This is a genomic window from Afipia sp. GW821-FHT04G03 (assembly GCF_059419985.1).
The window spans coordinates 1,485,778-1,503,112 of sequence record NZ_JBWKSV010000001.1 but is presented as its reverse complement, the minus strand read 5'-3'; the positions used below and the strand labels follow the sequence as shown (position 1 = coordinate 1,503,112).

Annotated in this window: 17 protein-coding genes; 6 read left to right on the top strand and 11 right to left on the bottom strand. The window is 61.7% G+C overall.

Annotation, left to right across the window (positions count from 1 at the left end; genetic code table 11):
* Positions 1-24 precede the first annotated feature (24 nt).
* The 4 genes from AC07UB_RS07170 to AC07UB_RS07155 form a co-directional block, all read right to left on the bottom strand.
* The gene (locus AC07UB_RS07170; protein WP_494651546.1) at positions 25-1,185 is read right to left on the bottom strand and encodes an acyl-CoA dehydrogenase family protein; all 1,161 of its coding nucleotides are present in this window, start codon (positions 1,183-1,185) and stop codon (positions 25-27) included.
* Between the two features lie 27 nt (positions 1,186-1,212).
* On the bottom strand, positions 1,213-2,271 hold the full coding sequence (locus tag AC07UB_RS07165; protein WP_494651548.1) for an acyl-CoA dehydrogenase family protein: 1,059 nt from the start codon (positions 2,269-2,271) through the stop codon (positions 1,213-1,215).
* A gap of 105 nt (positions 2,272-2,376) precedes the next feature.
* The gene (locus AC07UB_RS07160; protein WP_494651549.1) at positions 2,377-2,817 is read right to left on the bottom strand and encodes a PAS domain-containing protein; all 441 of its coding nucleotides are present in this window, start codon (positions 2,815-2,817) and stop codon (positions 2,377-2,379) included.
* A gap of 281 nt (positions 2,818-3,098) precedes the next feature.
* A complete protein-coding gene (locus AC07UB_RS07155) occupies positions 3,099-3,998 on the bottom strand; it encodes a LysR family transcriptional regulator (RefSeq protein WP_494651550.1) in 900 nt (299 codons plus the stop codon).
* 323 nt (positions 3,999-4,321) lie between these two features.
* Between AC07UB_RS07155 and AC07UB_RS07150 the strand changes: the two genes are divergently transcribed.
* Complete coding sequence (locus tag AC07UB_RS07150; protein WP_492793203.1) at positions 4,322-5,752, top strand: aldehyde dehydrogenase family protein; 1,431 nt, start codon at positions 4,322-4,324, stop codon at positions 5,750-5,752.
* 91 nt (positions 5,753-5,843) lie between these two features.
* Here the strand turns inward: AC07UB_RS07150 and AC07UB_RS07145 are convergent, their stop codons facing one another.
* Positions 5,844-8,678, bottom strand: coding sequence for a bifunctional transaldolase/phosoglucose isomerase (locus tag AC07UB_RS07145; RefSeq protein WP_494651551.1), 2,835 nt, complete (start codon positions 8,676-8,678; stop codon positions 5,844-5,846).
* A gap of 366 nt (positions 8,679-9,044) precedes the next feature.
* Here AC07UB_RS07145 and AC07UB_RS07140 point away from each other — a divergent pair, with 366 nt between their 5' ends.
* From AC07UB_RS07140 to AC07UB_RS07130, 3 genes are all read left to right on the top strand, one after another.
* The gene (locus AC07UB_RS07140) at positions 9,045-10,100 is read left to right on the top strand and encodes a YeeE/YedE family protein (RefSeq protein WP_494651552.1); all 1,056 of its coding nucleotides are present in this window, start codon (positions 9,045-9,047) and stop codon (positions 10,098-10,100) included.
* Positions 10,101-10,181: 81 nt separating this feature from the next.
* Entirely contained in the window at positions 10,182-10,655 is a 474-nt protein-coding gene (locus tag AC07UB_RS07135) for a DsrE family protein (RefSeq protein WP_494651553.1), read from the top strand.
* A 14-nt stretch (positions 10,656-10,669) separates the two neighbouring features.
* Positions 10,670-11,122 carry a DsrE family protein gene (locus AC07UB_RS07130; protein ID WP_492793199.1) on the top strand — a complete coding sequence of 151 codons (453 nt, stop codon included), beginning with the start codon at positions 10,670-10,672 and terminating at the stop codon, positions 11,120-11,122.
* A gap of 1 nt (position 11,123) precedes the next feature.
* Here AC07UB_RS07130 and AC07UB_RS07125 read toward each other — a convergent pair whose 3' ends face one another.
* From AC07UB_RS07125 to AC07UB_RS07115, 3 genes are all read right to left on the bottom strand, one after another.
* Positions 11,124-12,233 carry a YeeE/YedE family protein gene (locus tag AC07UB_RS07125; protein ID WP_494651554.1) on the bottom strand — a complete coding sequence of 370 codons (1,110 nt, stop codon included), beginning with the start codon at positions 12,231-12,233 and terminating at the stop codon, positions 11,124-11,126.
* 71 nt (positions 12,234-12,304) lie between these two features.
* Positions 12,305-12,682, bottom strand: coding sequence for an ArsR/SmtB family transcription factor (locus AC07UB_RS07120; RefSeq protein WP_492793197.1), 378 nt, complete (start codon positions 12,680-12,682; stop codon positions 12,305-12,307).
* Positions 12,683-12,721: 39 nt separating this feature from the next.
* The gene (locus tag AC07UB_RS07115; protein WP_494651555.1) at positions 12,722-13,126 is read right to left on the bottom strand and encodes a thioredoxin fold domain-containing protein; all 405 of its coding nucleotides are present in this window, start codon (positions 13,124-13,126) and stop codon (positions 12,722-12,724) included.
* 40 nt (positions 13,127-13,166) lie between these two features.
* Here AC07UB_RS07115 and AC07UB_RS07110 point away from each other — a divergent pair, with 40 nt between their 5' ends.
* Both AC07UB_RS07110 and AC07UB_RS07105 read left to right on the top strand, forming a co-directional pair.
* Positions 13,167-13,910 carry a cytochrome c biogenesis CcdA family protein gene (locus AC07UB_RS07110; RefSeq protein WP_492793195.1) on the top strand — a complete coding sequence of 248 codons (744 nt, stop codon included), beginning with the start codon at positions 13,167-13,169 and terminating at the stop codon, positions 13,908-13,910.
* A 46-nt stretch (positions 13,911-13,956) separates the two neighbouring features.
* Positions 13,957-14,508, top strand: a complete 552-nt coding sequence (locus tag AC07UB_RS07105) for a SoxW family protein (RefSeq protein WP_494651556.1) — start codon at positions 13,957-13,959, stop codon at positions 14,506-14,508.
* Between the two features lie 700 nt (positions 14,509-15,208).
* Here the strand turns inward: AC07UB_RS07105 and AC07UB_RS07100 are convergent.
* The 3 genes from AC07UB_RS07100 to soxA are packed head-to-tail and all read right to left on the bottom strand — an operon-like array spanning position 15,209 to position 17,207.
* Entirely contained in the window at positions 15,209-15,706 is a 498-nt protein-coding gene (locus tag AC07UB_RS07100) for a GlcG/HbpS family heme-binding protein (RefSeq protein WP_494651557.1), read from the bottom strand.
* Positions 15,707-15,735: 29 nt separating this feature from the next.
* Positions 15,736-16,368, bottom strand: a complete 633-nt coding sequence (soxX, locus tag AC07UB_RS07095; protein WP_494651559.1) for a sulfur oxidation c-type cytochrome SoxX — start codon at positions 16,366-16,368, stop codon at positions 15,736-15,738.
* A 14-nt stretch (positions 16,369-16,382) separates the two neighbouring features.
* Positions 16,383-17,207: a sulfur oxidation c-type cytochrome SoxA gene (soxA, locus tag AC07UB_RS07090; protein ID WP_494651560.1), complete on the bottom strand. Its 825-nt coding sequence runs from the start codon at positions 17,205-17,207 to the stop codon at positions 16,383-16,385.
* Between the last annotated feature and the right edge of the window lie 128 nt (positions 17,208-17,335).

Genomic DNA, 17,335 nt, shown 5'->3' with positions numbered 1-17,335 from the left:
ATCCCTTTAAAGTCAGATGTGATGTCAGCGCAGTCCAAGTCCACGCGCGATGATGCCGCGCAGCACTTCCGTCGTGCCGCCCTGGATCGTCAACTTGGGTGCGATCTTGATGGCGAATGCCAACTGCTCTTCCAGTGTGTGGTGATTGGAGGCGTCCATGTCGATGAAAGCGGCGAGATCGCGCACGCGATGCGGCAGCTGCTGCTCCCAGAGAGTGCCGATGTCCTTGACGATGGACGCTTCCACGACCGGTTCCTTGCCGGCCTGCAGCATGCCCGCAACCGACACTGACATGCGGCGCATGGTATGGAGCTGTGCGACCAGCCGGCCGATGCCTTCCGCGCCGCGGGTGTCCGGGTTCGGTCCCAGCGCGCGTACCAGTTCGGTCAGCACATAATAGGTTTCGAGAAAGCGTTCTGGCCCGCTGCGCTCATAGGCCAGTTCGCTGGTCGCCTGCTTCCATGCGCCGTCGATTTCACCCAGCACATGGTCGTCCGGCATGAGGGCGTCCTGAAACACGACTTCGTTGAATTCTTTCAGCCCGCTGATCTGCGCGATCGGATTGACGGTGATGCCCGGCGTCTTCATGTCGACAAGGAACTGCGTCAGACCGTGACGGCGGTTTTCCTTGGTCGGCGGCGAGGTGCGGAAAATCGCGAGCATGTAGTCGGCCATATGCGCCGACGTCGTCCAAATCTTGGTGCCGTTGATGAGCCAGCCGCCGTCGGTCTTGGTGGCTTTCGTCTTGGCCGCGAACAGATCCGAGCCGGAGTTCGGTTCGCTCATGCCGATCGCGAAGCAGACTTCGCCGCGGCAGATGCGCGGCACGATGTCCATCTTGATCCGCTCATTGGCGTATTTCAGCAGCACGGGTCCGCTCTGGCGGTCGGCCACGAAGAACCGGCGCGTCGGTGCATTGGCGACGCGCATCTCCTCGGTGACCACATAGCGCTCCAGAAAGGTGCGCTCGTGCCCGCCGTATTTCTTGGGCCACGTCATTCCGATCCAGCCTCGCTGACCCACGCGGTGGCTGAATTCGGGAATGTCGACGTCCTCGCGCTGAGGTTCGTGCGGGTTGAAAGTTCCAGCCGCGATTTCCTCAGCGAGAAATGCGCGCACCTCGCGCCGCAAGGTCTCGCATTCTTCGGGCAAGCGGATCTGATCGAAACGAAGCGCTGCGGTCATCGTGCTGTCCTGAACTCGTCTCGTGTTCTATCTTGAGGCAACCAGCGGCCACAACTCGTCTGCGCCGCGGGCGGCGACGAACTTGCCAAGCTCCGTTGCCCAATAGGTTTCGTGGCCGAAGTCGTCACGCCATCCCAGCGCGCGCAGCGTGTAGCGATGCAGGATATGCTCCATGGAAAAGCCGATGGCGCCATGCACCTGATGCGCGATAGCGGCGCCTTTCTCGGCTGCTTCCGCGCAACGGACCTTTCCGGAGGCGACTTCCAGAAACACCGCATCGTCGAACGATGCGCTGGTCGCAACGGCGTCGGCTGCCGATCCTGCGGCGGCGACTGCGGCGGCGACTTCGCCGGCCAATCTTGCGAGATTGTGCTGAACCGCCTGAAATTTTGAAATTTGCTTCTCGAAAGCAACGCGCTCGTTCGAGTAACGCACGGTGACGTCCAGCATGGTTTCCAGCGCACCTGCAATCTGCAGGCTGCGCAGGGTCGCGCCCATCAGCATCAGCGAAACCGGCGTTGTTCCGGACGGCGCGGGCTTTGCGGAAACAGCTCTGGTGTTGTTGAAGGTGACAGTGTCGGACGCATCGCTGCCGAGGTTTTCTCCAGTCTCAATACGGGACGCGGAGGCTTCGACCAGAGCAATCGTGAAACCCTGTGCGCCGGATGCGATCACCGCGATATGTTCGGCCTCGGATGCAAACGGAACGCCGCGCGCTCGTCCGCTGAGCGTACCGTCTGCATTGACCGTGATGCGGTCGTGCGGACGTGCCGGTGCAACGGTCATCTTGCCGGAAGGTGAGGGAAGTCCCGCTTGCGCCAGCAGCCAACCCGCAAGCATTGTTTCGACCAGCGGAATTGAAACCGCAAACCGTCCTGCTGAACTCGCGACACTGAACCCATCGGCAAGGCCCGCGCCGGAGCCGTCGCAGTCTTCCGGCACCCACGACAACGGCAAGCCCGCATCGGCAACTGCGGTCCAGAGCGGTGTTTTCCAACTGTCGTCGGTGGCGCTGTTGATGCGCTGCGCGTCTGCCAGATCGGTAAAGATACGCTCGGCCGTCTCCGCGACGATGTTATCGGTCAAGCTGCAATACCTTTGAATGACGTTGTTCGGAACGCTATCCCTTCGTTCCGAAGCATGTCAAATCAGATCAGGCTTCCGGAAATGGCGCAGCGAGGCGCGTTCAATTCAAATGCCCGGGAGCGTACGCTGAAGTTCCGCGACCTGACGCCTCAACGCGAGTTTCTCCTGAAAACTCCTGGTGACGTCGCGAAGGATGGCGGCGGTGCCGGCGGGCAGGCCGCGCTCGTCCCGCAGCATGACGATCGTGAATTCGACGGAGATGCGCTGACCGGTTTTTGTCAGGGCCGGTACCGAAAGCAGATCACCTTCGCCGTAGCGGCTTTGGCCGGTCGCCATCGCGTGCCTGTAACCCGCCCCGTGGCGGGCCCTTAGATTTTCCGGAATGATGAAGTCCAGAGACTGGCCGACGGCTTCGCCGGCGGAGAAACCGAATATCCGGACGGCTCCGGGATTCCAGAAGGTGACCACGCTGTCACGGTCGGTTGCGATGATGGCGTCCGACGCCGATGTCAGCAACGCATCTGCAAGACTGGCGGGACTTGTCATATCTTCTGGTCCCGTTCGTTATCGGGAACAGAACGGCGCGCCGTATTGTTGTCAGCCAGTCCGGTGCACGACGGCTCGGGGTCGCGCGGCCAACATGCAGAGGCGGTGTATTTCCGGATTTTCCCCGCGAGATCGGTCTCTTGTCCGGACGCTGTTCGATACATGGCGATTCCCTGTTTTTCGCGGCGGCGTGAAAGCTATCCTCCCGCGGACAGCTCGACTGACAAGCGATAAATACCGGCCGGTCATATCGAAAAACCGAATGGGTCGGATTGCGTCGCTTAACGCCTTGCCCGGGCCGTCCGCTTGACCGGCTTTGCTGCGGCGCTTTTTTTCGTGGCGGATGCCGCCAGACGATGCATCAGTACCACGGCGTCCCGGATCACATCGCGCCCGCTATCGACAGGATAGACGACATAGGCCGGCATTGAGAATTCGGGCGCGCCGGCAACGATATGCAATCGTTTCGTGGCGAGATGAGGAAGCACGATCCGCATCGGGAAATAGCCCGATCCACCGGCTTTTAGCAGGTACTGAAGCCCCAGCCATCCGACGTTTGCTGTTAGCGCCGGTCCGCCGAAACTCGGGAAGTAAGCGCTGTGGCGCGTATAGAACTCGGGGCCCCAGTCGACATAAATATATCCGGCCTGAGGTGCTGGCGCGCTTTTCGCGTTCGTCGACACCATCACGAGACGTTCCTCGAACAATTGCTCGACCTTCAGGCCCGGGCGGCTTTGCGGCGTATACATGACGCCGATGTCCATCCGGCCTTCAATGAGACCTTGCATGATGTCTGGTTCAAGACCGGTCTCGGCCAGAATGGAAATCGTGGGCGTGGCCTTCTGCATCAGCGGCAACCAATCCAGCAGAAACTCTTCCCACAATCCGACACGGCCGCCGACCACGAGCGTGCCGCTGAAGCCTTCCGGAATGCCGACATCGTGACGCGCCTGCGCCACGGTCCGAACCAGCGCTGTCGCGTGTTTCTGAAATTGGTAACCGGGGGCGGTGAGCGTTGTGCCGGCCTTGTTGCGGACGAACAAAATGCACCCGAGCAGATCTTCGAGCGTATGGATTCGCGTGCTGACGGTGGACTGGCTGACGTGAAGCCTCTCCGCGGCGCTGATGAAGTTTCCCGCCTCGACGACGGTGAGGAAAGTTCTCGCCAGTTCGGTGTCCATCGGCTGTCCGTTCATATTCGGAAAGTCGATATTAAGCGCCTATACTCCGTGATTGTCAAAAGGATTGGAGCGCGCCAAAATGCCTCCGGCGTGGCATGTCACGATCTGCCGGTCGTGCTTCGCACAATGCCGGAAAAGGTGCCCGCATATCTCTCATGCATTGCGCCCGGATGTGCGGATAAACCATCGAGGATGGGTCTTTCGCTCTCGCTGCAAGAGCGATACGATCACGGCATATCGGCGATGGCCGATACATCGAATTACCGATCGTATGATCGATTCATCCATATGTACGCAAGAAAGCGGCAGTTAAGGGAAACGCCATGACCAATCGTATGCAGTTCTACATCGACGGCGCCTGGGTTGACCCCGCGGTCAAGAAGTCCATTCCGGTTGTCAATCCGGCGACGGAAGAAGCGATTTACGAAATCGCGGTTGGATCGAAAGCCGACGTGGACAAGGCTGTTGCAGCCGCCCGCCGCGCCTTCGAGACGTTCTCGGTGACCACCCGCGAAGAGCGCGTTGCGCTGCTCGAAAAGATCATCGCCGTCTACAAGACCCGCATGAAGGACATCGGCGCTGCCGTTTCCGACGAGATGGGCGCGCCGCTGCCTATGGCAGAGAAGATGCAGGCCGGCGCCGGTCTCGGCCATCTCGCATCGACGCTCGACGTTCTCAAGAACTACGAATTCGAGGAAACCGTCGGGTCGGCGGTCGTCGTGCGCGAACCCGTAGGCGTTGTCGGCATGATCACGCCGTGGAACTGGCCGCTCAACCAGATCGCCTGCAAGGTCGCGCCTGCGATTGCGGCAGGCTGCACGATGATCCTGAAGCCGTCGGAATACACACCGTCGTCCGCCCTGATCTTCGCGGAAATTCTCCATGAAGCGGGCGTGCCGAAGGGCGTGTTCAATCTGATCAACGGCCTCGGCCCGGATGTCGGTGTCGCGATGAGCGAGCATCCCGGGATCGACATGATCTCGTTCACCGGTTCGACCCGCGCCGGCATCGACGTCGCCAAGCGCGCCGCGAACACAGTGAAGCGCGTCAGTCAGGAACTTGGCGGCAAGTCGCCCAACGTCATTCTCGACGACGCCGACTTTACCAAGGCGGTGACCGGCGGCGTGATGCACATGTTCAACAACTCCGGTCAGTCCTGCAACGCGCCCTCGCGCATGATCGTGCCGCAGGCGAAGATCAAGGAAATCGCGGCGATCGCCAAGGCCGTCGCCGACAAGACCAAGGCGGGCGATCCGCGGGCTGAAGGCACCACCATCGGTCCGGTTGTGAACCGCACGCAGTGGGACAAGATTCAAGGATTGATCCAGAAGGGCATCGACGAAGGCGCGACATTGGTCGCCGGCGGCGTTGGCCTTCCGGAGGGCGTCAACAAGGGCTTCTATGTTCGCCCGACGGTGTTCTCGGACGTGACTGACAAAATGACCATCGCCAACGAGGAAATCTTCGGACCGGTGCTGGTCATCATGGGAGCGAAGGACGAAGCGGATGCGGTGAAGATCGCCAACGACACGCCTTACGGTCTCGCGGGCTATGTTTCGGCCGGCACAGTTGAGCGTGCGCGCAAGGTTGGTCGCCAGATTCGCGCCGGCAACGTCAATCTCAACGGCGTTCCCAATGACCGCACGGCACCTTTCGGCGGCTACAAGCAGTCGGGCAACGGCCGCGAATGGGGCAAGTTCGGCCTTGAGGAATATCTCGAGGTGAAGGCCATCGCGGGCTTCAACGCCGCCTGAGACGAGCCGATTCAGCATTAATTTTGCCGGCGTGGGCTTTGCTCACGCCGGCATTTTTATGGGCATCGGCAAGGTGGACGCGCTGACGCGTTTAAGCCAATGCGCCCTGGACAGCACCAGCGATCACCGCGAGGCCCTTGGCGATATCCCCCTTGATGTGGAGCCGCAGGATACGCCGTCCGCGTTCCGCGAGAACGTCGAAATCGCCACGGGCCTGCGCCGCCTCGATCACACCGAAGCTGATGGGCTGGCCGGGGATATCAAGATCGGCGGCGTTGTCCGACGTGATCTGGAGAAATACACCGGTGTTCGGCCCGCCCTTGTAGGCTTGGCCGGTGGAATGCAGAAAACGCGGGCCAAACCCGACACAGGTCGCGACCCGTCTGCCGTCCCGGATCGCCATGCGGATGGTCTGCATGGCCGCGATGTTGGTCTCGTCCCGGTCGAGGTAGGCGAGTGCGGCGACATAATCGCCGGGTGCGATGCGGGCGAGATGCGCCTTCAGCCATGACGCAAGGTCGCTTCCAGCGCCTGCCTTGCGCAGTGCATCGGCGTTCGCCTTGTCCGTAAAGATCGCAATTGCCCCGTCCGTCGCAACGGCGGTCTCGTCGGGCAACGTGCCGGATTTCTCGAACGCGGACGTCAACTCGCGGGTCTTGATCTTCGCGGCCTCGACGTCGGGCTGGTCGAACGGATTGATCCCCATGACGGCGCCCGTCACCGCCGTTGCAATTTCGAAGCGGAAAAATTCCTGCCCGATATGCGCCGGGCTTGTCACCGCGATGCGGATGACGGGATGGCCGGCAGCCTCCAATGCTGCGAGTACTGTCTCGCGTACGTTGTCGGTATCGTCTGTCAGACGCAGGTCGATGAACACGCGATCCTTGCCATAGACGTCGGGTTTGCCGAGGGCTTCGCCTTCGAGCGGAATGAGCGCCTTGCCGTTCTTGCCGGTGGATTCCGCGATGAGCTGCTCGGCCCACGCGCCGAAGTCCGCGATGCGTTTCGATCCGGTCAGTGTGAGTTTGTCGCGGCCATGCTTCGCGGCGGCGGCAAGCGCCAGCCCGAGCTGCACGCCGGGATTTTCCGCCGGCGGAACATCGGGACCGCAGGAGCGAACCATCGCCGCCGTGTGGCCGAGAAACTCAGCGACGTCGATTCCGGCTGCTGCCGCAGGCACGAGGCCGAACGGAGAGAGGACCGAATACCGGCCGCCGATGGTTGGCTCGCCATGGAAAATCTGCGCAAAGCCGCGCGTGGTTGCGATTTTTTCCAGCGATGAACCGGGATCTGTCACAGCGACGAAGCGTTCGTTTGCCTTTGCGCCGGCGCGAACGAAGAAATACTCCATCAGCGCGTTGGGCTCGGTGGTGCCGCCGGATTTGCTCGACACGATGAACAGCGTCTTGTCGAGCTTGATGTCAGCTTCGGTTCGGCGCACCTGTGCGGGATCGGTTGAGTCCACGATGCGCAGCTTCGGAAAGCCTGCGGTCTGACCGTAGGTTTCCGCGAGCACTTCCGGGCCGAGGCTTGAGCCGCCCATGCCGAGCACGACGACATCGGTGAAGTTCTTGCTCTTCACCCATCCGGAAAACGCGACATAACGCGCAATCTCGTTCTGCTCGCGGGCGACCACATCCAGCCACCCGAGCCACTTGCTTTCGTCTTTGCCGGTCCAGATCGACGCATCGCGATTCCATAAGGCGCGGATGGTGCCCTTCGCCCGCCAGCTCTCCGCGAGCGCCTTGGCGTCTTTTTCGATCTCCGCGCCGAGCTTGATGGCCTGCGCATCGATACGTGTGCCGAGAATGGTTGCGCGCTTGTGCGCAACAGCGCCGAGCAGCTTGTCGGCAGCCTCGGCGAACAATTGCACGCCGTCATCGACCAGCGCTTCGGTGATTGCATCCAGCGAGATACCGGTTTTCGCAAGTTCGGCGAGGACACGCTCGGCGTCCGCAACATTTTGCTCGAGGCTGTCGCGCGGCTTGCCGTGATCGCGAAACGCATCGAGCGTCGCGGGCGGCACGGTGTTGACCGTGTCGCGGCCGATCAGTTCCTCGACGTAAAGAACATCGCTGTAGGCCTTGTTTTTGGTGCCCGTGCTGGCCCACAGCAGCCGCTGCACCTGCGCGCCCTTGGCCGCCAGCTTTTTCCAGCGCTCGCTGACGATGACTTTCTTGTAGTGCTGGTAGGCGAGCTTCGCATTGGCGATCGCCACCTTGCCCTTCAACGCTTCGAGCTGCACTTTCTCGTCGCCACTGGCGGCCGCAATCTTGCCGTCCAGTTGATTGTCGACCGCAACATCGATCCGGCTGACGAAGAAGCTTGCGACGCTGGCGACGCGCTTCGGGTCGCCGCCGCCCGCGACGAAAGCCTCGAGGCCGGCGATGTAGGCTTCGAGCACTTCCGCGTACATCTTCTGCGAGAACAGCAGCGTGACGTTGATGCTGATGCCCTGCGCAATGAGTTCGCGGATCGCCGGCACACCCTCGCGGGTACCTGGAACCTTCACCATCAGGTTATCGCGGGCGACGTCTTTCCACAGCCGCTGCGCTTCGGCGACGGTGCCCGCCGTGTCGCGCGCCAGATAGGGGGAGACCTCGAGGCTGACATAGCCGTCCGTGCCCTGAAGTTCATCGTAGACGGAGCGCAGCGCATCCGCCGCGCGCTGGATGTCTTCCACGGCAAGGGCTTCATAAAGGTCGCCCACTGGCCGGTCGCGTTCTTTCAGCAGCGCCGACACAGCGCCGTCGTATTCGTCGCTGCCGCCGATGGCCTTCTCGAAAATCGAGGGATTGGAGGTGACGCCGCGCACGCCGTCCTGATCGACCAGCGCCCTCAAATCGCCATTGGCGATGAACCCGCGTGCGAGGAAATCGAGCCAGATCGCCTGACCGTGATTCGTAAGAGTTTTGACTGGGTTCATGAGTTCTCTGGTGGATTTGGCGAGGCGGGAAAGTGAGACGTTGTCAGACGTAAAGCCAAACCTTGTCAAAAGGTTCTTTTGAGGCCGGTGGCAGCTCAAAACGAACTGAATGGAGCATCTCGACCTGCGCTGTGGAACGGCCTCCGGAGGTAATTATAGAGAGTGCCTCCAGCAGCCCGATTTTTCGTGGGAACCGTGGAGAAGGATTTCCGCCTGCGGCCTCCCAGAATAGGAGGACTCTCTCCATTTCGGGTCGGCCGGGCAACATTATCCTTAGTTTTTCAACGATATAGACCCCCGGCATACGGGCGAATAGATGTTGGTGGATTTCAAGACGTTATCGACAAAGCTCAAGGAACCTTCGCCATGCCCGGCATCCCCGTTTCCGCTGGCTTCCTGATCGGCCTCGCCTTTGGCGTGGTCGGTCTGCTCAGTGGCTTTTGCCTGATGAGCAGCCTGCGGGACTGGTGGACGGCCAATGACGGCCGCAAGGTCCGCAGCTACGCAGTCGCACTGGCTGTCGCGATTCTCGGCACGCAATTCATTGCGGGCGCTGGCATCGTGGACATCGCCAAGTCGCTCTATTTGCAGCCTTCGTTCTCCGCGCCGCTGATTTTTGCTGGCGGCTTGCTGTTCGGCTTCGGCATGGTGCTGTCCAACGGCTGCGCCTCGCGCGCGCTGGTTCTTCTCGGAAAAGGCAATCTCCGTTCGCTGGTCGTGATCGCGATCATCGGCATCGCCGCGCAGATGACCCTGAAGGGTCTGATCGCGCCGGCTCGTTTGGCATTCCTTCAGGCGACGCAAACGACGCCGGCCGCTGTCTCTGCGCCCGCGCTGCTGGCCACCATGGGCATCGATGAATTCGCAGCCCGTATAGCCGTCACGCTGCTTGCCAGCGGCGCGCTGTTGATCTTTGCGTTCTCCGATCGGCAGTTCCGCCGTTCGTATGGTCAGATCGCAGCCGGGTTCGCAGTCGGTGGTCTGATCGTGGCCGGCTGGCTCACGACGGGCTGGATCGGCGCCGACGAATTCAATCCGATTCCTGTGACGTCGCTCAGCTTCGTCTCGCCGATCGCCGATGCGCTGCAATACACGATGCTCTCGACCGGGCTGACTCTGAATTTCGGTATCGCGCTGGTTGCCGGCGTGCTCACCGGCAGTCTGCTGACGGCCGTTCTCACGGGGCGTTTCAAGCTCGAAGGCTACACGTCGCCGAACCACATGGTGCGTTCGATTTCCGGCGCGTTGCTGATGGGCGCCGGCGGCGCAATGGCCTATGGCTGCTCCATTGGCCAGGGTTTGACCGGTCTTTCCACGCTGGGAATGCCCTCGTTTATCGCAGCCGCCGGAATTCTGTCGGGCGCGGCGCTCGGCATTCGCGGCGCCGTCGTTATCCCGGCGCTCGCGACGCGCGCTCACTAGAACGTTTGCAGTAAACATCTTGTCGTTCTGAGGACGCTGCGGCATCCTCCCGCCGCGTTGTCGGCCGGGAGAACACGCCATATGAATCGCCGCGAATTGTTTCGCTCCATTGCGCTTGTCGCGGTCGCATCTGCTGCCGCCCGTCCGGCGCGCGCGCAAACCAAGGCCGCGGAACGCAAGCCAACCAGCGACAAGCCCTTCGCCGAGCATTTCATTGCACTGCAACTCTCTGACGCCGATCCGAAAAAGCAGCGGCTGGTGCTCAGCGTCGCCAGCAACCTTCAGAAAGCCTACGGTCAGGACAAGGTCGCCATCGAAGTGGTGACGTTCGGGCCGGGTATCGATCTGCTGCGCGACACCAATGAAAACCGGCAACTGGTCGACAGCCTTGTCACGCAGGGCGTGCGCTTCGACGTCTGCGGCAACACGCTGGATACAATCGAGCGCGAAACCGGACAGCGGCCGAAAATCAATCCGCATGCCATCGAGGTTCAGGTTGGCGTCGGCCAATTGCTGACTTTGAGTGAAAGCGGGTATACCGTCGTTCGTCCTTGATATGGAGATTTGAGATGAGATTATTTTGTGGTGCGATTGCCGCCGCGCTGATGCTGGCTTTGACCGCCTCTGCCGGCTTTGCCGCCGACAAGAAGGAACACCGCGTCTCCATTCAGGTCGATCAGAACGATCCGGCGGTGATGAACCTCGCTCTCAACAACGTCAACAACATCATCGAGCAGTACAAGTCCAAGGGCGAGACGGTCCAGATCGAACTGGTCACTTACGGCCCGGGTTTGCACATGCTGCGCTCGGACACCTCGCCGGTGCAGGACCGTATCAAGCAAGCCGTGGACGCGAGCTTTCCTTCAAGCGTCAAGTTCATCGCCTGCGGCAATACCAAGGACGGCATGGAAAAGCGCGAAGGCAAGCCCGTCAGCCTTATTTCTCAGGCGGAGCTTACGCCGTCGGGCGCGGTGCGCCTGATCGAATTGCAGGAGCAGGGCTGGAGCTACCTGCGGCCCTGATTCACTCCGCAGGTCCGCTTCTGCCGAGCAGGTTCGCCCAGCGGCGCTGAAGGATGTCGCGTGGTGAGCCATCGACCAGAATGGCAATGCCGAGCCGTGCGCCGAGAATCATGCCGCCGACCGCGAGCGGCGCCGACAGCGCCAGCATCGATCCCGCCGTCAGTCCCTGACCGATGGTGCAGCCGCCGGTGAGAATGCCGCCGACGCCCATCAACGCCGCGCCGGAGAGATGACGGCGCATCTCGTGATCGTCGTCGAAGGCTTCCCAGCGCAATTCGGCGGCGCGCCATGCGGCCAAACCAGATCCGGCGATGACGCCGAACACGCTGCCGACGCCGAAGTCAGCGAAGTTGGTCACATTCAAAAGGCCCGCATAAAGCGCCTTGCCCACTGTCGAAACGAACGTCAGGCTTTGCGGACGCTGCGGCCCGGCGAAGTCGTCGGTCAATGCGACGGTGGCAATCCATCCCGCGACGATCATGAGGCCGAGTACGATCCCCGCCGAAACCATCCGCGGCGCGCGCCTCAACCGGATGTCGCTGAGCGCCAGCCAGCACAGCACGGCTCCTGCGATGATTGCGATGACAATCCGCGTATCGAGGCCCAGCATCAGCGACGACAGCGACGCGATGTCGGAACGCGCCCCGTCCGGCATCGGAAGCGACAGCGATTCCATGAAGTCGATCCGGAAGCCGGCAAGTATGCCGCGCAACGTGGCGAAGGCCGCGGCGCCCAGAACCAGAACGACGACGAGGCCGCGCAGGTCGCCGGCGCCGAGCCGCACCAGCGAACCGAAGCCGCAGGTGCCGACCATCGCCATGCCGATGCCGAACATGACGCTGCCGATCGCGATCGCGACTAGCGGCAGCGCGGACGGCGTGTAGGTGACGAGCGCAGGATCGAGAAAGCCGCCGGCGATCAGCGCCTGCGTTCCGAGAATGGCAATGCCGAGCGCAAGCCCGAACACGCGCAGCCGCCGGCTGTCGCCGCCCATCAGCGCATCCTCGATCGCGCCGAATGTGCACAGCCGCGCATGGCGCACGGCAAAGCCCGCGGCTGCTCCAATGGCGAAGCCAGCGAGTGCTTGCATCCAGGCAGACATATTCTGCATGGCGTTTCTCCCAATCGGCATGGAGTTTGGCCTTGCGGGCCGCTCCGCGTCCGCCTGCCGCTACGGCAGGATTATTTCTTTGCCGTCGTCTCCACGGGCGAGCAGAAGATATCGTAGACCACCGAGATCACCCGGCGCACGTCGTCATTGGCGATGCTGTAGTAGATCGTCTTGCCGTCGCGCCGCGTATCCACCATGCCGTCGTAACGCAGCCGCGCGAGCTGCTGCGACACCGCGGACTGCCGCAGCGACAGGATGTTCTCAAGCTCCGTGACCGAACGCTCGCGCTCGGCCAGCAGGCACAGCAGCAGCAGCCGGTTTTCATGCGAGAGCGCTTTGAGAAAATTGCTGGCCTTGCGCGCCTTGCGCATCAGCTGATCGAGTTCGGGCGAGTACTCCGCGCCGTCGCGAAGCTCGGTTTCCAGTTCGGATGGAAGGATCGATGTCATGGCTGCGGCTTGTCTTTCAAACGGTGAACTCACAATCGGTCAGATTCGATTCGGCTCCGATGGCCGTGCAAGTTTGGCGGCAAGAGAATCCAGCAAACCCCAGAATGCGTCGTCGCTGCTGTAGCCGGTGATGCGTCCGATTTCGCGGCCGTTGTCCACCACCACGAACGTCGGCGTGTAACGCACAGGCGAGGCGAGGGTGACGCCGCTCATTTTCTGGTTCTGGATGTCGACGCGCCGCAGCGGAAGCGCCTTGGCTTCCTCGGTCTTGCCATAGAGCGCGCCGACATCGCGGTCCCATCGCTGGCAAAAGACGCAACCGGCCTGCTCGAACATTAGCAGTTCGGACGCGGAGGCCAGCGCGGGCCAAAGGTTGCTCGCCGCGACCGCGATGGCTGCCAGAACGAAGGTTTTTGTACGCGATCCAAGGAACATGTGATACATATACACGAATTCGCATATATCTGCTAGAGCCGGAAATCTCGTGGTTTCTTCCATTTCTTTCATCGGGGCATTGGGGGCGGGGCTGCTGTCGTTCCTGTCGCCCTGCGTCTTGCCGCTGGTGCCGCCGTATCTCTGTTTTCTGGCCGGCATCAGTCTCGACGACCTGACAAAGGATGACGCCGCGCGCGGCTGGCGGCCGAACTGGCGCGTGGTCGCGCTGTCTTTCGCCTTCGTGCTCGGCTTCGCCACGGTGTTCATCGCGCTCGGCGCGTCGGCGTCGGCGATCGGCAAGACCATCACCGCCTGGTTCGAAACGCTCGCCATCGTCGCCGGCGTTGTCATCATCATCCTCGGCCTGCATTTCCTCGGGTTGTTCAGGATCGGGCTGTTGTTTCGCGAAGCGCGATTTCAGACCGCGTCGAAACCGGCGGGATTTCTCGGCGCCTATGTCGTCGGCCTCGCTTTCGCGTTTGGCTGGACACCCTGCGTCGGGCCGGTGCTGGCCGCCATTCTCGTGGTCGCGGGTGTCGAGGGATCGGCGGCGCGGGGCGCGTTGCTGCTCGGAGCCTATGCGCTCGGGATCGGCATTCCCTTCATGCTGGCCTCGCTTTTTTCCGGCCCGTTCGTGAGGCTGATGGCGCGGCTGCGCGGCCATATGGGGACTATCGAAAAGGTGATCGGCGGCGCTCTTGTGCTGACGGGTGTGCTGTTTTTGACTGGCGGAATGCCGCGCATCGCCGGTTGGCTGCTGGAAACGTTTCCGGTGTTCGGATCGATCGGTTGAACGGGAGGTTCTTTTGCAAAAGCAATTGCTGACAAGACGGCAAGCGATGACCGCGCTTGGTGCCGGCGTTCTCGCTCTGCGTGTTGCGCCGGCGTCGGCAAGCAAGCCGATCCTCGGTGACGACGGCATCTACCATATGGACTGGTATCTGGAGAGCTTCCTCGATCTCTCCGAAGATCTCGCGGGGGCGACCGCGAAGGGCAAGCGCTTTGCGATCATGTGGGGCCTGAAGGGCTGCCCGGCCTGCAAGCGGATGCACGAAGTGCATATGATCGACCCGAAGATCGAGGGATACATCCGCGACAACTTCGAGATTCTCCATCTCAATCATATCGGCGCGCGCGAGGTCACCGACTTCGACGGACGCAAGCGCGGCGAGAAGGCGCTGGGCGAGGCTTACGGCGTTCGCTTCACGCCGACGATCCAGTTTTTTCCGGAGTCCACGGCCGGTCTTGCGGCGAAGCAAGGTCAGGCGCGGGAAGTCGTACGCATGCCGGGACTGCTTGAGCCGACCGAATTTCTCGCGATGTTCCGCTATGTCCGCGAGAAGGGCTACGAGTCTGTGCCGTTTCCGGAATGGCTGAAGCGGCAGGCTTAATTCTCGATTCAATTTTCAAACAGCCACGTCAGTTTGTTCTCGCGCCATGCGCGAGTTAGGCTTTTGGTTCTGCCTCTCAAAACCAACGAGGGGCATGGAGCGCCGCGAGGCGCACGTTGTCTTGTTTCGCTTCCGGCATCGCTTGCGACACGATGTGGTCCGGAAGCGCATCGCCTCACGGCGCTCCATTGCGGCGATTTTGGGCGAGAGGACCGTACTTCCGGGACAGGACGGACGCGGTGCGTCTTATCCGGCGGGATTTCCCCGCCTTCATCCTGTCCGCGTCCAGCCGCGAACGGCAGAGCCACGTAGTTGGCCCGGACGGTGACCCCAGCCTCCCGAGCGTGTGTTTGCGAAACACACGTGCAGGCGCCGCATCCTGCTCCGCTCTCAAGACGCCTCTAGAAAGCGCCCCTCACGAACAGGACGTGCTGAACATAAGCGGGGTTCAGAGCGCGGGGATTTGTGTCCCCATCACGAAATGTTTCGAGGGTGCGATCGCTCAATATTTTCGTCGTCATTCCGTGGCGCGCATCTTCGCGCGAACCCGGAATCCAGAACTATTTCTAAGTTTCTTGAAGGATGGATTCCGGGCCTGCGCCAAGAGGCACATCCCGGAATGACAGGGTGGGAAATCGCTGCGCTCCAACCGACTGCCGGGACGACATCGAATGTTTGGCGAGCGCTGCGCCACACACTCTCAGAAATCCAGCTTGTCCTTGATCGCGGCGATGCCTGCCTTGGCGCAGGCTTCGTCCGCGTCGCCGCCGGGCGCGCCGGAGACGCCGATGCCGCCGAGCAGCGCGCCGCCCGCTTCAATCATCAAGCCGCCGCCGATGACCACGACGTTGGGCAGATTGCGCAGACCCTGCATCGCAGGAGACTGGGTTGCGGCGTTCAGTTCGGTGGTGCTGCTGCGAAAACTCACGGCAGTCCATGCCTTGCCCGTTGCGGTGGGCGGCGTATGCGCGCCCGCAAAGCGATCCCGCAGCATCACCTGCGGTGCGCCGAAGCGATCGACGACCGCGACAGCCACCTGAAACCCGCGCTTCTGGCAATCGGCGAGCGCACCCCGCGCGGCTTCCAGCGCGAGGTCCGGTGTCAGCGACTTGTAGGTCACGGTGGTTTCCTGCGCGAACACCGGCGATGACGCGAGGGCGCACATCGCCGATGCAGTCAGCAAACTTTTCAAAGTCATGTCTAGCTCCGCTTGATCGAAGGCCGAGCTTACTTGTTGATCGGCGATTCCGGATCGAACAGGAACGCAACGAGATCCTTGATCTGCTGTTCGTCGAGCACCTTGTTTGCGCCGAAGCGCGGCATGTTGGAGCACGCAAACACCGCCTGCGAATCGAAGATCTTGGTGAAGGCGGCCTTGGCTTCGTCGGGCGCGAACTTGCGGTCCTTGCCGTAGTTGGTGAGGCTCGGGCCGAGCGTGCCGAAAGAGACTTCCTTCTGCTCCATCTGGTGGCAGGCGTAGCAGTTGCCGCCCGCGACGGTGCCCGGTGGATCGGAGAATTGTCCGCCGCGTCCGTTGTTGGCGATCTTCGCGCCGGACTTCCAGTCGCCGAGGAGTTTTCCGTCAGCGGGATAGACGACGCGGGCGAGTTCACGCTTCGTGATCGCATCGGCTTCGGCCGGCGGCACGTTGTTGTGATACTTGTTGCAGGTCTTCAGCGTCTCGTCCGGGACGATACGTTCCTGCCATTCCGGCGGCGCCTTGCCGAAGGTCGACTTCACATAGGCGTCTACGATGGCAGGGTCGGCGGCCTTCGGTGCGGTCTGCGCCGACGCCGAAAAGGGAAGGGCAACGAGGCCAGCGGCGAGAGCCAGCGCGGCGATTTTCAATGATGATGTCATGATGCGCTCCTCTCTCAACGCTTGATCGACGGGACGTTGATTTCGCCGCCCGCTGCCTGCTTCTGAAGGAAGACGGTCAGCGCGGTCAGCGCATCGGTGCCGTATTCCGGAACAGGCCAGCGCTGCTGGCGGTAACAATCCCACAAACGATGCTGCATGGTTCGCAGCGCGCCCTGCGACACGCGGTAGGTCGGCCAGCCGCCCATGGTTTCCTGAGCCTGCTTGCCGGGCTTCGACAGATCCGGCAATCCCTGCAACCTGATGCGCTTGCCTTCCTCGGCATGACACGTCGCGCAGGAGAAATCGTTCACGCCGCCGCGCCGATAGAACAGCGCTTCGCCGACCGCGGCCATTTCCTGCTCTTTCGGATGGGCGAGTGGAATATCGATCTTCATGCCGCTGGATTTGTTGGCGATGTAGGCGACAAGGTCTTCCATGTCGGACGCGCGGCCGGGGCCGGAGAACCGGCGCGCGACCACGTCCTTGGTGTCGAGACCCTGAATGTTCGTCATGCACCACAGCAGGCGCTGCTCCAGGTCCATGACCTTGTCTGAATCCTTGAAATAGCGCGGCAGCTTGGCGAACGCGCCTTCCAGCTTGCCCGGACCCTGGCCGAGATCGCAGGTCTCAAGGGAGGCGTTCTTGTCGCCGCGCTTTTGGGCCCAGAGAACTTCGCCGCGATCAACGGCGAGAAAACCCGGATTGGACATGGGATCGGAAATCATCGCGCGGTAACGCTCGATTTCCTTCTCGCTCGCGTCTTGCGCGCGAACGGCGGCGCTCGAGGCGCACAGAAGAATGGCAGCAGCGATTGCCGACCGGATTGCGGTCTGTCTCATCTTGTCCTCCCTCCGTCAGGCCGTCTTTGCGGCCTTTTCGGTTCCCAGCCTAGATTATCTTTACATTCACAAAAAAGAATATAATGATGTGAGCGGATCATGATAGATCAAACTTGGCGTCGTCAAGC